This is a genomic window from Arachnia sp., from assembly GCF_057238465.1.
Window position 1 is genome coordinate 447,816 of the sequence record NZ_DBHHFZ010000001.1, and the last position, 14,940, is coordinate 462,755.

General features: G+C 67.3%; 14 protein-coding genes and 1 pseudogene. 13 read left to right on the plus strand and 2 right to left on the minus strand.

The features are described 5' to 3' along the window. Positions 1-4 precede the first annotated feature (4 nt). Positions 5-763 (plus strand): ABC transporter permease, encoded by a 759-nt coding sequence (locus ACO6D6_RS02080; RefSeq protein WP_484782842.1) that lies wholly within the window; start codon positions 5-7, stop codon positions 761-763. A gap of 15 nt (positions 764-778) precedes the next feature. Here ACO6D6_RS02080 and ACO6D6_RS02085 read toward each other — a convergent pair whose 3' ends face one another. Further along, positions 779-1,501, minus strand: coding sequence for an IclR family transcriptional regulator (locus ACO6D6_RS02085; protein ID WP_484782843.1), 723 nt, complete (start codon positions 1,499-1,501; stop codon positions 779-781). Positions 1,502-1,599: 98 nt separating this feature from the next. Between ACO6D6_RS02085 and leuC the strand changes: the two genes are divergently transcribed. The 3 genes from leuC to ACO6D6_RS02100 are packed head-to-tail and all read left to right on the plus strand — an operon-like array spanning position 1,600 to position 4,449. Further along, positions 1,600-3,006, plus strand: a complete 1,407-nt coding sequence (leuC, locus tag ACO6D6_RS02090; RefSeq protein WP_484782845.1) for a 3-isopropylmalate dehydratase large subunit — start codon at positions 1,600-1,602, stop codon at positions 3,004-3,006. Positions 3,007-3,009: 3 nt separating this feature from the next. Then, positions 3,010-3,624, plus strand: a complete 615-nt coding sequence (gene leuD / locus ACO6D6_RS02095; RefSeq protein WP_484782846.1) for a 3-isopropylmalate dehydratase small subunit — start codon at positions 3,010-3,012, stop codon at positions 3,622-3,624. A gap of 48 nt (positions 3,625-3,672) precedes the next feature. Next, a complete protein-coding gene (locus ACO6D6_RS02100; protein WP_484782848.1) occupies positions 3,673-4,449 on the plus strand; it encodes a lysophospholipid acyltransferase family protein in 777 nt (258 codons plus the stop codon). A 3-nt stretch (positions 4,450-4,452) separates the two neighbouring features. Here the strand turns inward: ACO6D6_RS02100 and ACO6D6_RS02105 are convergent, their stop codons facing one another. Continuing rightward, entirely contained in the window at positions 4,453-5,463 is a 1,011-nt protein-coding gene (locus ACO6D6_RS02105) for a Gfo/Idh/MocA family protein (protein WP_484782850.1), read from the minus strand. A gap of 376 nt (positions 5,464-5,839) precedes the next feature. On the opposite strand from ACO6D6_RS02105, the pseudogene ACO6D6_RS02110 reads away from it, so the two are divergent. The 9 genes and pseudogenes from ACO6D6_RS02110 to pgsA form a co-directional block, all read left to right on the plus strand. Further along, a pseudogene (locus tag ACO6D6_RS02110) lies at positions 5,840-5,927 on the plus strand (ABC transporter ATP-binding protein); the annotation flags it as partial. Positions 5,928-6,150: 223 nt separating this feature from the next. Continuing rightward, on the plus strand, positions 6,151-6,903 hold the full coding sequence (locus ACO6D6_RS02115) for a Rossmann-like domain-containing protein (RefSeq protein ID WP_484782851.1): 753 nt from the start codon (positions 6,151-6,153) through the stop codon (positions 6,901-6,903). Beyond that, positions 6,900-8,000, plus strand: coding sequence for an ABC transporter substrate-binding protein (locus tag ACO6D6_RS02120; protein WP_484782852.1), 1,101 nt, complete (start codon positions 6,900-6,902; stop codon positions 7,998-8,000). The genes ACO6D6_RS02115 and ACO6D6_RS02120 overlap by 4 nt, the downstream gene beginning before the upstream one ends. A gap of 59 nt (positions 8,001-8,059) precedes the next feature. Then, positions 8,060-9,172: a D-alanine--D-alanine ligase family protein gene (locus ACO6D6_RS02125; RefSeq protein ID WP_484782854.1), complete on the plus strand. Its 1,113-nt coding sequence runs from the start codon at positions 8,060-8,062 to the stop codon at positions 9,170-9,172. Then, positions 9,172-10,095, plus strand: a complete 924-nt coding sequence (locus ACO6D6_RS02130; protein ID WP_484782855.1) for a thiamine-phosphate kinase — start codon at positions 9,172-9,174, stop codon at positions 10,093-10,095. The genes ACO6D6_RS02125 and ACO6D6_RS02130 overlap by 1 nt, the downstream gene beginning before the upstream one ends. 11 nt (positions 10,096-10,106) lie before the next feature. Next, entirely contained in the window at positions 10,107-10,319 is a 213-nt protein-coding gene (locus tag ACO6D6_RS02135; protein WP_484782857.1) for a TOBE domain-containing protein, read from the plus strand. A 106-nt stretch (positions 10,320-10,425) separates the two neighbouring features. Beyond that, entirely contained in the window at positions 10,426-12,918 is a 2,493-nt protein-coding gene (locus tag ACO6D6_RS02140; protein WP_484782858.1) for an FtsK/SpoIIIE family DNA translocase, read from the plus strand. 17 nt (positions 12,919-12,935) lie between these two features. Beyond that, positions 12,936-14,345 carry a 30S ribosomal protein S12 methylthiotransferase RimO gene (gene rimO / locus ACO6D6_RS02145; RefSeq protein ID WP_484782859.1) on the plus strand — a complete coding sequence of 470 codons (1,410 nt, stop codon included), beginning with the start codon at positions 12,936-12,938 and terminating at the stop codon, positions 14,343-14,345. Continuing rightward, positions 14,342-14,932: a CDP-diacylglycerol--glycerol-3-phosphate 3-phosphatidyltransferase gene (pgsA, locus tag ACO6D6_RS02150; protein WP_484782860.1), complete on the plus strand. Its 591-nt coding sequence runs from the start codon at positions 14,342-14,344 to the stop codon at positions 14,930-14,932. The genes rimO and pgsA overlap by 4 nt, the downstream gene beginning before the upstream one ends. The last annotated feature ends 8 nt before the right edge of the window (positions 14,933-14,940 follow it).

The following is a 14,940-nucleotide window of genomic DNA, read 5'->3' on the forward strand; positions in this document are numbered from 1 at the left end:
GGTGATGTTTGCCGCCGAAAGAATGAAGCTGCGCCGTTCCATGGTGTGGTGGGTCGTGGTACTCCTGCCGTTGCTGGCGGTTGTCTCGGGCGGAGCCAACTACTGGCTCCAGACGACCAACGGAGCCCTGGAGACGGGCTGGGATGTCCTTACCGGGCAGATCACCTTGTTCTACGGGATGATGTTCTTCTCCACCGGGGTTGCGCTCCTGGGCGCTGCTGTGTGGCGTCCAGAGCATCGGAGCAGCTCGTGGAACCGCGTTCTGACCACGGGACGATCGCCCGTTTCGCTGGTGCTGATGAAGTCCGTCGTGATCCTGCTGCTGGTGGTCCTTGTCCAACTGGTGTTCGTCGGGTTCAGTTGGGGGCTCGGGCTGCTGCTGGGGCTCCAGGGCGCGCCTGCGTCCTCCTTCCTCGTTGCCGCGGCGCTCTGTGTTCCCGTGTCCGTACCGCTGGTGCTGCTGCAATCGTTGATGTCGATGCTGATGAGGTCCTTCGCCGCCCCCGTGGCCATCTGCCTGGCCGGATGCATGATCGGTTTCGCCAGTGCCGCCTCGGGAACCGGGACGGGACCGCTGGACCTCCTGGTCCCGCAGGCCGTCATCACCCGGACCGTGCTTCTGGGATCCGCCGCTGTATCGACAAGCGGCGGGCAGGGCATGGACGAAGTGCTTCCGCTGGCCTGCTCGGCTGCAGGTCTGGCGGCCGTCATGGTCATCGTGACGGTTCTGGTGGTGCAGCGCCGGCCCGTGGTCTCGCAGTAGGCGTTCTTCCACCGGTCATTCGGTGCCGTTGCGGCGCAACACCTCACTCAGGCGTTCGGCAGCGGCCATCACGGCCGGGGCGTGAAGCCGCCCCGGTTGCCGGGTCAGGCGTTCGATGGGACCGGAGACGCTGACGGCCGCGATGATCTTCCCGGAGGGGGAGAGCACCGGGGCCGAGACCGAGGCCACCCCGGGTTCGCGTTCGGCAACCGACTGCGCCCAGCCGCGGCGGCGAACCTGCTGCAGCGTCAGCACCGTGAACGTGGCTTCCTTGAGCAGGCGCGGCAGGTTCTCGGGTTCCTCCCAGGCCAACAGCACCTGCGCGGCCGATCCCGCGGTCATGGACAGCTGCGCCCCGAGGGGAACGGTGTCCCGCAGACCCGATGGGCGTTCGACGGCGGCGGAGCAGATCCGGAGATCACCTTGGCGGCGGAACAACTGGGCGGATTCGCCGGTGATGTCGCGCAGCCGGGTGAGAATTGGCCCCGCGGTGGCCAGCAGCGGGTCCTCCGCGGCGGAACTCGCGAGTTCCGCGAGGCGCGGTCCCAGAACGAAACGTCCCTGGAGGTCCCGGGTGACGAGGCGATGGTGTTCCAGGGCCACGGCCAGCCGGTGTGCCGTCGGGCGTGCCAGACCGGTGGCGCTCACCAGCCCTGCGAGCGTCAGGGGGCTGGTTTCCAAGGCCGTCAGCACCGCAGCTGCCTTGTCGAGAACTCCTACTCCACTTCCTTCGTCCATATTCCGAGACTATCGTTTCGAATGCTGGACATGCAAGATAGAGTGTCGCCATCTGGCAGGCCTTGTCCTGCACCCAATCGTAATGAGGAAGCGTGAAAATGGGGAAGACCCTCGCCGAGAAGGTCTGGGATGCGCATGTTGTACGCGCTGTTGATGGTGAACCCGACCTTCTCTACATCGATCTGCACCTGGTGCACGAGGTCACGAGCCCGCAGGCATTCGAGGGCCTGCGGATGAACGGCCGGAAGGTGCGCCGTCCGGATCTCACCCTGGCAACCGAGGACCACAACACCCCGACGCTGAACATTCTCGCACCCATCGCGGACCCCGTCTCCCGGACCCAGGTGGAAACACTGCGCAGGAACGCGGCCGAGTTCGGAATCCGCCTCCATTCCCTGGGTGATCGCGACCAGGGTGTCGTTCACATCATCGGCCCGCAGCTCGGGGTGACCCAGCCCGGCATGACCATAGTCTGCGGCGACTCCCACACCTCGACCCACGGCGCCTTCGGGGCGCTGGCCTTCGGGATCGGCACATCGGAGGTGGAACATGTGCTCGCCACCCAGACGCTGCCGCAGAAGAAACCGAAGATGATGGCCGTCAACATCAACGGCGACCTGCCGCCCGGGGTCACCGCCAAGGACGTTGTCCTGGCGTTGATCGCCAAGGTCGGCACGGGCGGTGGCCAGGGCTACATCGTCGAGTACCGGGGAAGCACCATCGAACAGTTGTCGATGGAGGGCCGCATGACGATCTGCAACATGTCCATCGAATGGGGTGCCAAGGCCGGCATGATCGCCCCGGACGAGACCACCCTCGCCTACCTGAAGGGCCGCCCGCACGCCCCCGAGGGGGCCGACTGGGATGCCGCGGTCGAGTACTGGAGGACCCTGCGCTCCGACGACGACGCCCACTTCGATGCGCAGGTGGACATCGACGCGACCCGGCTGACCCCCTTCGTGACCTGGGGCACCAACCCCGGGCACGGCGTGCCGCTCGGGGGAGTGGTGCCCGCCCCCGAGGACTTCGACTCCGAGGTGGAGCGGGCCACCGCCCGCCGGGCCCTCGAATACATGGACCTGGCCCCGGGTACCCCGATGCGGCAGATCGCGGTGGACACGGTGTTCCTCGGTTCCTGCACCAACGGCCGGATCGAGGACCTGAGGCTGGCGGCCTCCGTGCTCCGGGGACGCAGGATCGCCGAAGGCGTGCGGATGCTCGTCGTCCCGGGTTCGGCCCGGGTCCGGCTCCAGGCGGAGCTCGAGGGTCTGGACAAGATCTTCCTCGCGTCCGGGGCCGAGTGGCGGGCGGCGGGATGTTCGATGTGCCTCGGCATGAACCCCGACCAGCTCTCCCCGGGGGAGAGGTCGGCCTCCACGTCCAACCGCAACTTCGAGGGACGCCAGGGAAAGGGCGGACGCACCCACCTCGTCAGTCCCGCCGTCGCTGCCGCGACCGCAGTCGCCGGTCACCTTGCCGCCCCTGCCGACCTGATCGGAGCCTGAGACATGGACGCCTTCTCCACCCACACCGGGATCGCAGTGCCGCTGCGGCGCAGCAACGTCGACACCGACCAGATCATCCCCGCCGTCTACCTCAAGCGCATCACCCGGACCGGTTTCGAGGACGGGTTGTTCGCGGGTTGGCGCAGCGACCCCGATTTCGTGCTCAACCGTGAGCCCTTCAGCGGCGGGACCGTCCTGGTTCCCGGACCCGACTTCGGTACCGGCTCGTCGCGGGAACACGCCGTCTGGGCGCTGCAGAACTACGGCTTCAAGGTGATCGTGGGAACCCGGTTCGGTGACATCTTCCGTTCCAACTCGGGCAAGGCAGGGTTGCTCGTGGCCCTCGTCACCGAGGAGGACCGGGACAGGCTCTGGGCCGCCATCGAGGACGCCCCCGAACAACCGGTGACGGTGGACCTGCCGGAGCAGACCATAACCCGCGGGGATCTCGTGATCGGGTTCGAGATCGACGAGTACACCAAGCACCGCCTGCTGAACGGTTTGGACGACATCTCCATGACCCTGCAGCACGACGCCGAGATCGGGGCTTACGAGGCGACCCGCCCGGGATTCAAACCGAAGACCCTGCCCGTGCGGACCGCGGACACCGTCTCCTGAGGACCGCTGCTCGGACGGGCGACGATCCCGACGGTATTCTCCTGCTCCGTGGAAGTCGAAAAACGTCCCTGGCAACGCTCTCTGCGTGAGGCGAACCATGAACCGGCGCCCCGCGCCTACCGTTTCCTGGCGCGGCTGGTTCACCTGGTGATGGGTGGTCTGGTCAGGCGAACCTGGCGGGGACAGGAGAACCTCCCGCCCGGCGGGGTGCTGGTGGTTTCCAATCACCTGTCGAACTTCGACGTCCCCACGACCGGCGAGTTCCTCATCTGGTCCGGGCGCTGGCCCCGCTACCTGGGAAAGTCCGAGATCTGGAAGGTGCCGGTGGTCGGCTGGTTCGCGCGTCAATGCCGCCAGATTCCCGTCGTGCGTCATTCCGAACGGGCCAAGGACTCGCTCGTGCACGCCCGGGAGGCCCTGGAAGCGGGGGAGTGTGTCGCGATCTTCCCCGAGGGCACCATAACGGCCGATCCCGATGGCTGGCCCATGACCGGGCGCCCGGGTGCCGCCCGCCTGGCGCTCACGACCGGGGTGCCGGTGATCCCGGTCTGTCAGGTCGGGACAGACGCCCTCCTGGGCCGGAAGAAACTGGAACTTCACCGGCTGTTCTCCCTGCGCAGGCGCCCCGTGATGGTGCAGGCGGGGCCGCCCGTCGACCTCAGTGCCTTCCCGGTGGGGGAGGAACCCACGCGGGAGGACGTGGAACGGGCCGGTGTCGCGATCATGGACGCGATCACCGCGGTCGTCGCCGAACTCAGGGGCGGACCCGCCCCCGAGGGGCGCTGGGACATGCGGGTCGGGGCCCGAGTACCCCAGCGGGGGTGAGCCTCAGGCGGGATCGTTCATCAGGGCGCGGGCCCGTTCCATCAGCTCGACGGTGGCGACGGTGGCGTCCAGCGGACGCAGCGGGGACTCGGTGAGCCCCGCCGCGATGCAGCGAGCCACCTCCACGGCCTCGTGGAAGAGACCCTCGTGGTGGATGCGCGGCTCGTCCCAGGACAACACCCGGCCATCCCGGAACCGAACCTCGACGGGCCCCGGCCGGTAGAACGGGCCGTCGAGCACCAGGGTCGCGTCGCTGCCCCCGATGACGGCGACGCTCGGGGTGTCGGTCAGCATCGAGGCGAACACGCTCGCCTGACGCCCCTCGCCGTCCTCCAGCAGCGCCATGAACTGTCCGACGGCACCCGTCGCGTGCCGGGGACCGGCGGCCGCCACCACCTCGACCCCGGGCAGGACCCAGTCGGCGAACATCAGCGGATAGATCCCGAGATCGTTCATGGCCCCGCCGCCCTGGGCCGGGTCCATGGCGCGGCGGTGATCCACCAGGTACTCGCCCATGTCCACGGTGACGGCCTCGATCCTGCCCAGCAGATCCGCCTCGAGCACCTGCCGGACCACGTCGAAACGGGGCAGCGCCAGCGACCACACCGCCTCCATGCAGAACAGGCCCTTGCCGCGGGCCAGCTCGACCAGTTCCCGCGTGGCCGCGACGGTGGGGGTCATGGGTTTCTCGACGAGCACGTTCCGCCCGGCCTCCAGGGCGAGCCGGGCGTGGGAGGCGTGATCCAGGTGGCCCGTGGCGACGTAGACGACATCCACGTCCTGGGCCACGAGTTCCTCGTAGGAGCCACAGGCCATCTCGATGCCGTGCTCTTCGGCGAATTCGCGGGCCCGCTCCGGGGAGCGGGAGCCGACGGCGACAATGTGCTGGGAGGTGTTCCGGGTCACCGTGGTGACGAACTGGTCGGCGATCCACCCGGTGCCGATCACGCCCCAGCGGAGGGCGGGCACGGAGGTCGGGTCGGTGGTGCGGGGCCGGGGCAGGGAGTCAGTCATCTGGGGTCCGTTCCGGGCAACAATGCCCACATTGTCAGGACAAATTCTCCGGTTGATTCTATCCCGCGACACGCATCGGCTCACCGGTGACCCCGGGAGGTCACGTCAACAGGGCCGGCCGGTCAACGGACCAGGCCGCGTCGCCCTCCGGAAACGCACGCCTCCGGAGTGATCCCCGCCGCCGACCGGGGCATCCCTGACGCACCGTATCGACGGACGATCTCCAAGAAACCGCAAAAGCGGATCACAAACCTGACCTACGTCCGCCAAAGCGGATCAAATCGTTAGAATCTCCCTGATGTCAAAGGAGATGCCCAAGCGGCGAGTGGTGATGCTGCTGCTGATCGCCCGCGCCCTCTGCCAAGGTGGAAGGCTGCTCGTGCTGGACGAACCCACATCCGCCCTCGACGCCGGAAACCAGATCCGGGTGTTGAGGCGGCTCCGCCGGCTCGTGGACAGCCAGGGCCTGACGGTGCTGCTCAGCTCCCACCAGCCCAACCACGCCTTCGAATTCGCCGACGACGTCCTGCTCCTCAAGCAGGGTCGCAGCCCCGGGCTGAAACCCATCGCCGACCTGACCGGGGAGGACCTCAGCCACCTCTACGACCTTCCCATGAGGGTGGTTGACCTGACGGAAATGCCCGGGCTACGCCTCTGTGTGACCCGGCCCGAGACCAGAGGAGACCAATGAACAATCCGTGGCAGCTCTACGACGACCTCATCGACCTGATCCCGCCCGGGGTGAAGGTGCGTGAGGCCCATATCGGCAACTGGGCCTGCGTCACATCCGACGCCGGGACCGGGGTGGCGATGATCTACCGCGGCGGCCCCCGGGCCGGTTTCGCCGAACGCGACATCGTCGGACGCGACCTCCGGGATGCCGCGTGTGCAGTGAAATCCTGGGACCTGGAGCTGGCGGCCCTCGGGGTGGCCGCCATCAACTCCTTCCTGACCACGAAGGAACGGCTCGGCGCCCACCCCTTTGCGGGCGAGGACGAGAGATCCACCTTCGAACGTCACGCGGAAACCCGCCCGGACCTCAGGATCGCCACCATCGGTCATTTCGGCGACATCGAGAAATACGCCGCCGAGGGCCGTGACCTCATCGTCCTGGAGCGGTCGCCCTCGGGAAACGATCTCCCGGACCCCGCGGCCGAGTACCTGCTGGCCGACCGCGAACTCGTCTTCATCACGGGCTCCGCCCTCACCAACAAAACCCTGCCCCGGCTGCTCGAGCTGTGCAGCGGGGCCAGGGTGATCCTCGTCGGTCCGAGCGCGCCCTTCGCGCCCGAGGTGCTACCCGCCTGCGTCGCCGAGATCGGGGGGTCGTTGGTGATCGACCCCGGTCACGTCCGGCGGGCCATCGGCCTCGGCGGCGGGATGGCGGAGGCCCGCCAAGGACTCCGCATGTTCAACCACATCATCAGGAGGAACCCATGAAAACGCAGTGGAAACCGTTGTTCGCGGGGCTGGTCGCCCTGGCCACGCTCCTGACGGGCTGCTCGTCGGCCCCCACTCAGACGACCGGGTCCCGGACCCCCGCGGCCTCCGCGTCGGGAGGCTCACTCAGCTTCAAGGACATGGGTGGGCGTGACACCGAGCTGGCGGCCCCGGCGAAACTGGCCTTCGGGGCGGGCCCTCCCGCCACCGTCATGATCTACACCTTCGGGGCGGACAAACTCGCAGGCTGGAACACCAAGGTGACCGAGCAGGTCTCCCGGTACGTGACCCCGGAGGCCGCGGCGCTGCCGGTTCTCGGCAGGGCGAACGGCAAGGACGGCACGTTCAACGCCGAAACCCTGCTGGGTCGCGGGGTCAACGTCATCCTCGACGCGGGCGAGGTCTCCGCCGAGTACGCGAAGATCGACGACGACCTCGAACAGCAGAGCGGGATCCAGGTGGTCCAGTTGTCGACGGAGCTCCAGAAACTGCCCGAGTCCTACCGGATGATGGGTCGAATCTTCGGTGATGAGGCGCGTGGTGAGCAATTGGCGAGCCACATCGAGCGGATCAACACCGAACTCGCGCGGGGATCGGCGACGATCCCCGATGAGCAACGCGTTTCCGTCTACTACGCCACGGGCGATGCGGGCCTGAGCACCGCGGGCAGCAAGAACATCCACGCCCAGGTGATCGACGCCATCGGAGCCAGGAACGTGTACGGAACGGCCGAGAAGGCCTCGGGACGGGTCGACGTGAACGCCGAGCAACTGCTCACCTGGGATCCCGACTGGATCATCGCCATGCCCGGGAAAGGCGGCGCGGATCTGGCCTTGAGCGACGCCTTCAAATCCTTGCCCGCGGTTTCCAGGGGCAATGTGCTGAACTCCCCGCAGGCTCCCTGGGCCTGGATGGACGGCCCGCCATCGGTCAACCAGGTGATCGGTGCGGTCTGGGCGGCGGAGACCATCTACCCGGATGTATACGATTTCGACCTGCCGAAGGAGGTGAAGGAGTTCTACTCGCTCTTCTACCACCGCGAACTGACCGATTCCGAGGTGAACGAGATTCTCGCAGGAGCCGGACGCAGGAGCTGATCCGGCCGGGTGCCCCGCGGCAAGTAGGATGATTCGGCAGTCGAACTCAGGAGGCCCCAGTGTCGAAACGAACCAAGATCGCCTTGGTTTTCGGAGGAAAATCGTCGGAGCACGGCATCTCCTGCCTGACGGCGGCCAGCGTGCTCGGAGCCATCGACCGGGAACGGTTCGACGTCGTCGCCGTCGGCATCTCGAGGAGCGGCCGGTGGTCCCGGATGTCGTTGGAGGAGGTCGCGGATCTCCACATCACCGGGGGAGCCACACCGGAGGTTCCGGAACCCGAACACGACGCGGTCTGGTTGGTCGGTGACCGCGGGGGCGAGATCGCCACCCGGGTCGGCGACCAGCTGCTGGATGTGCAGGCGGTGGATGTCGTCTTCGCCCTCCTGCACGGCCCCTACGGCGAGGACGGCACCATCCAGGGGATGTTCGAGATGATGGGCATCCGTTATGTCGGGTCGGGTGTGTTGTCCTCCGCGGTGGGCATGGACAAACACTTCATGAAACTGGCCTTCGAGGCGGCGGGGCTGCCCGTCGGCCCCTACGTCGTCGCCTCGGAGCGCAGACTGCGCCTCGAACGGGAGGCCGTGTTCGCCGAGGTCGCGGGGCTCGGTTTCCCGGTCTTCGTAAAACCTGCCAGGGGAGGTTCCTCCATCGGGATCACCCGGGTCACCGACCCGTCCGGTCTGGAGGCGGCCGTGACGGAGGCGCAGCGCCACGACCCCAAGGTGATCTTCGAGCAGGGATTCGTCGGAACCCGGGAGCTGGAGGTGGCGGTGCTGGGTGACCCCGGATCCCCCGACGGGTGCCGGGCCTCGGTGGTGGGCGAGATCCGGGTCCGGGACAAGGACGGTTTCTACGACTTCACCACCAAGTACCTGGACGATGACGGGGCCGCCCTCGACGCCCCGGCCAGGACCACCCCGGAGCTGGCCGCCAAACTCCGGGAGCTGGCCTGCCGGGCCTTCAACGCGCTCGAAGCCGAGGGCCTAGTGCGCGCCGACTTCTTCGCCACCGAGGACCAGGCGTGGATCAACGAGGTGAACACCATGCCCGGATTCACCCGGATCTCGATGTACCCGGCCCTGTGGCAGGCATCCGGGGTGCCCTATCCCGAGCTGGTCACCAGACTCATCGAACTCGCCCTCGAACGCCCGGTGGGGTTGCGTTGATGAGCTCCGAGTTCGAGATGATCGCCGAGCTCACCGACGGCCTGGCATTCGGCTCCGACGTGCGACTGGGGCCCGGTGACGACGCGGCGGTGCTGGTGCCGCGCGGCGACATCGTCATCACAACCGACGTGCTGATCGAGAACGTCCACTTCAAACGCTCCTGGTCGCCCGCCTTCCAGACCGGCAGGAAGGCGGTGGCGGTCAACGTCTCGGATGTCGAGGCAATGGGGGCCGAGCCCAGCGCGGTGGTGATCGGGCTGGCCTTCCCGAGAAACCTGGACCGGCGCTGGGTCAGCGACTTCCAGGAGGGTGTGGTCGAGGAGTGCGCCCGGGCCGGGGTCAGTCTCGTGGGCGGTGACCTGTCCTCGTCGCCGCACATCGCAATCGGGGTGACCGCGCTCGGGAACCTGTCGGGGCGTCCCGCCATCACCCGGGCGGGCGCGAGGATCGGTGACCAGGTCGCGGTGCGCGGCCGGCTCGGCTGCTCGGCGGGCGGCCTGCTGGTCCTGCAGCGGGGATTCGGTTCCCCCAAGGACCTGGTCCTGGAACAGCAGTGCCCGACCGTTCCCTACGGGCAGGGGAAGGTTGCCGCGGAGGCCGGGGCCACCGCGATGATCGATGTCTCCGACGGTCTGCTGCAGGACCTGGGACACATCTGTGAGCTCTCCGGGGTGGGTATCGACGTGAGAACCGAGTCCCTGAGGGTGCACGACAGCCTGGCCCGCCTCGCGGCCGCCACGGGCAAGGATCCGCTGGGTTTCATCCTCGCCGGCGGCGAGGACCATGCGCTGGTTGCGACCTTCTCCGCGGATGTGGAACTCCCGCAGGACTGGCTGCGAATCGGCACGGTGACCTCAGGTGCGGAAGTGATTGTTGACGGCATGCCATGGACGGGTAGCGTCGGCTGGGATCACTTTGCGTGAAAGGAAAACCAGTGAAAATCAGTGCCCGCAATCAGTTCAAGGGAACCGTCATCTCCATCGAACAGGGCGCCGTCAACGGCATCGTCCAGATCGAGGTCGCGCCCGGGGTGGTCATCAGCTCCTCGATCACGAACGAGGCCATCCGGGACCTCGGCCTCGAGGTCGGTGGGGAAGCGGTCGCCCTGATCAAGACCTCCTCCGTGATGGTGGGCGTACAGGACTGAGGGATTCTTCCCACCGAGGCCTGAAAATTCGCGTGTCAAACCCCGACCGGGTGGGTCACCGGAGCGGCTTTGGCATCTGATCCGCTCTCTGGACTAGGTTGGAATCATGGCGACACGCGGCTCTTCCTCTGCCAGGAGTTCTTCCAGCAAGTCGGGTGCCGGGCAGCGGACCAGGCAATCGGGCACCGCATCCCGCGGCGGCTCGAAGAAATCCGGTACCCGAAAACCGGCCGCCAGCTCGTCCGGTGCTCGAGACCGGGCCACGGGACCGAATCCCGTGGTCCAGTTCCTGGGGCGGATGCTCCGGGGACTTGCCCGCGGGGTGGGAACGCTCGCCCGGAGCTTCGGGGGGGTCGAGAAGGACGTCGAGCCCGAACGGCGCAGGGACGGCACGGGTCTGTTCATCCTGGTGCTAGCCATCGTGTTCGCATCACGGACCTGGTTCATGCTGCCGGGGCCCGTCGGAGAAGCCATTGGGGCCGTCACCTCGACCTTCTTCGGAATGACCGCCCCGCTGGTGCCGGCGGTCCTGTTCTACGGTGCATGGCGAGTTCTGCGGCACCCCAAGGACATGGACGGTGCACCCCGCACGGGGCTGGGCTGGTTCCTGCTCACCATGGGCGTGCTCGGGCTCATCAACCTCTCCCGCGGGCTGCCCCGTCCGGACCAGATGGCCGAGCTGCAGCGCGCCGGCGGGGTGCTCGGTTTCCTGGCCAGCAGTTTCATAGCCGACCTGACTTCGACGTGGGTCGCGGTTCCCGTGCTTCTCATCGTCACCCTCCTGGGTGTTTTCTTCGTGATCGGCAAACCCCTACGGGTGATCCTCGCCGGCATCCGGAGGGCCTTCTCGTCGTTGGTGGAGCGCCCGGAGGAACCCCGGGAGAAGCTGGAACTCGGCGTCGACGTGCCCTATGACACCCCGCTGATAACCGAGGACGACGAACCCTCCCACCACGACTCGGTCTACGACTACGAGGCCGATGAGGACTACTCCCTCGAATCCGGTACGGGGCTGGACGACCCGACGCCGCAGGTCCATGCCCCGAAGATTCCCGGGACGGAGGAGAAACCCGACCTGCCCCCGCCGGTGCACACCCCCATGGCGGGGCGTGCCGAACAGCTGCAGCTCAGCGGCGACATCATGTACCAGCTCCCGGACGAATCGCTGCTGGTGCCCGGAACCCGCCCGAAGGTCCGGACGGACGCCTCCGACCGGATCGTGCGGCAGCTCGCGGCCACTCTTGAGGAGTTCGCGATCGACGCCCGGGTCACCGGTTACACGCGCGGGCCCACCGTCACCCGCTACGAGGTCGAGCTCGGCAACGCCATCAAGGTCTCGAAGGTCACGGGCCTGGCGGACAACATCGCCTACGCCGTCGGCAGCAACGAGATCCGCATCCTCACCCCGATCCCCGGGAAATCCGCGATCGGGATCGAGATCCCGAACCTCGACAAGGAAGTGGTCAGTCTCGGGGACGTGCTGCGTTCCCCGAAGGCGCGATCCGATCACCATCCCCTCACCGTCGGGCTGGGCAAGGACGTCGAGGGCGGTTTCGTGCTGGCCAACATGGCCAAGATGCCGCACCTGCTGGTGGCGGGCGCCACCGGATCCGGCAAGTCCAGCTTCATAAACTCGTTGATCACCTCGATCATGATGCGCGCCACCCCGGAGGAGGTGCGGATGCTGCTGGTGGATCCCAAACGGGTGGAGCTCAACCAGTACGAGGGCATTCCGCACCTGGTCACCCCCATAATCACGAACCCGAAGAAGGCCGCCGAGGCCCTCGCCTGGGTGGTCCGCGAGATGGACATGCGCTACGACGACCTGGCCGCCTTCGGATTCCGGCACGTCGACGACTTCAACAAGGCCGTCAAGGCCGGGCAGGTCAAACTTCCCGAGGGGTCGCAGCGGGTGCTGGCCCCCTATCCCTACCTGCTGGTCGTGGTGGATGAGCTCGCCGACCTGATGATGGTCGCCCCGCGGGACGTGGAGGAGTCGGTGGTGCGGATCACGCAGCTGGCGCGGGCCGCAGGGATTCACCTGGTCCTGGCCACGCAGCGACCCTCCACGGACGTCGTGACCGGGTTGATCAAGGCCAACGTGCCGTCGCGCCTGGCCTTCGCCACCTCGTCCATGACCGATTCCCGGGTGATCCTCGACCAGCCGGGCGCGGAGAAACTGGTGGGCAAGGGGGACGGGCTGTTCCTGCCCATGGGTGCCGGAAAGCCGATTCGCGTGCAGGGCGCGTGGGTGAACGAATCCGAGATCCGCGAGGTCGTCGCCCACATCTCGGGGCAGCTGCAGCCCACCTACCGGGAGGACGTCACGACGGCAGCGGCCGAGAAGAAGGTCGTGGACGACATCGGCGACGATCTCGAACTGGTGCTGGACGCGGCCCGCCTCGTGGTGGAACTCCAGCTCGGCTCCACCTCGATGCTGCAACGCAAGCTGCGCGTCGGTTTCGCCAAGGCGGGACGCCTGATGGACATTCTCGAATCCCGAGGGGTGGTTGGTCCCTCGGAGGGCTCCAAGGCGCGTGATGTGCTGGTGAAACCCGACGATCTCGATGATCTGCTCGCCTCCCTCGCGGCCGGGTGAGTGATACTGGGAAGATCATGAAAAAGGTCCACATCCAGACTCTGGGCTGCGCCCGCAACGACGTCGACTCGGAGGAACTCGCGGGCCGGCTGGAGGCGGGGGGATTCGTGCTGGTGGATGACCCGGCGGAGGCGGAGACCGTGGTGGTCAACACCTGCGGTTTCATCGAACAGGCCAAGAAGGACTCCATCGACACCCTGCTGGCCGCCGCCGACCTCAAGGAATCCGGCACGACGAAGGCGGTCGTGGCGGTGGGGTGCATGGCGGAACGCTACGGGGCGCAACTGGCGGGGGCCCTGCCCGAGGCCGATGCGGTGCTCGGGTTCGACGACTACGCGGACATCGCCGATCGGCTCCGGTCGATCCTCGCCGGAGGCAGTCACGAGACCCATGTTCCGAGGGACCGGCGCAAACTGCTGCCGATCGCGCCGGCGGGCCGCCAGCAGGCCGCCGGACGGATCGCGACTCCGGGGCACACCCCCCTGCCGGAAGGGCTGGCCCCGGCAACAGGGCCGCGCGTGATCCGTCGCCGCTTGGGATCGGGGCCCGCAGCACCCTTGAAGATAGCCTCCGGATGCGACCGGCGCTGCGCTTTCTGCGCCATCCCCGCCTTCAGGGGCTCCTACCTCTCGCGGCCCGTCGCCGACATCATCGCCGAGGCTCGCTGGCTCGCGGAGCAGGGGGTGAAGGAGGTGCTGCTGGTTTCCGAGAACACCTCCAGCTACGGCAAGGATCTCCCCGGTGTGAACCTGGAGACCCTGCTGCCCCAGCTGTCCCGGGTGGATGGGCTGGAATGGATCCGGGTCTCCTACCTGCAACCCGCCGAGATCCGGCCCGGAATGCTGGAGGCCATGTTGGACACCGGCAAGGTGGTGCCCTATTTCGATCTCTCCTTCCAGCACGCCGCGCCCGGGGTGTTGCGGAGGATGCGGCGTTTCGGTGACCCGGAATCCTTCCTCGGACTGCTCGAACGGATCAGGGCGGCCGAGCCGAGGGCAGGGATCCGCAGCAACGTGATCGCCGGGTTCCCGGGGGAGACCGAGTCGGATGTCGAGACGCTCCGCGAGTTCATCATCGACGCCAACCTGGATTTCCTCGGGGTGTTCGGCTATTCCGACGAGGAGGGCACGGAGGGGGAGGGCCTGGACGCCCACCTGGACCAGGCGGAAGTGGATGCGCGTCGGGAGCTGCTGGCCGACGTCGCCAACATGGTGTGCGAGTCCCGCGCCGCGGAGAGGGTGGGGGAGCGGAGCGTGGTCCTGGTCGAGGAAACCGGTGCCGACGGGGCCTCGGGGCGTGCGCCGCATCAGGGCCCCGAGACCGACGGGATTGTGGAGCTTCCCGGGGCCGATGCCCGGATCGGGCAGTTCATTGAAGTTGAGTTCATCGACGCCACAGGAGTCGACATGGTGGGAGAAGCCCGATGACCGAACCACGGCCCAGCAATCTGAACGTTCCCAACGTGCTCACGGTGCTCCGCATCATCATGGTGCCGCTGTTCGTCGTGGTGCTGTTCTGGCAACCGGCGAACCAGGGGTGGCGGTTCGTCGCCACCGGAATCTTCGTGGCCGCGATGCTGACCGATCTCGCGGACGGCTACATCGCCAGGCGCTACAACCTGATCACGGATTTCGGAAAGCTCTGGGATCCGATAGCCGACAAGGCCCTGACGGGTGCGGCCTTCATCTGCCTGAGTCTGCTGGGTGAGCTTCCCTGGTATTTCACGGTGCTGATCCTGGTCCGTGAATGGGGGATCACATGGCTGCGGGCGGCCATCGCCAAGTACGGGATCATGGCCGCCAATCGCGGTGGCAAGTTGAAAACCGTCACCCAGTCGCTGGCCCTGATCGTCTTTCTCGCATGGTTGCCGGGCCTGCCGGGGGCGGTGCAGTTCCTGGCCTGGGTGTTGATGTGGGCGGCCCTGATCCTGACACTGGTGACCGGGGCCGATTACATCCGTGAGGCCATCCGGATCCGCGCCAGGGGGAAACAGCCACGGCGCTCCGCCGAATGACGGGAAAC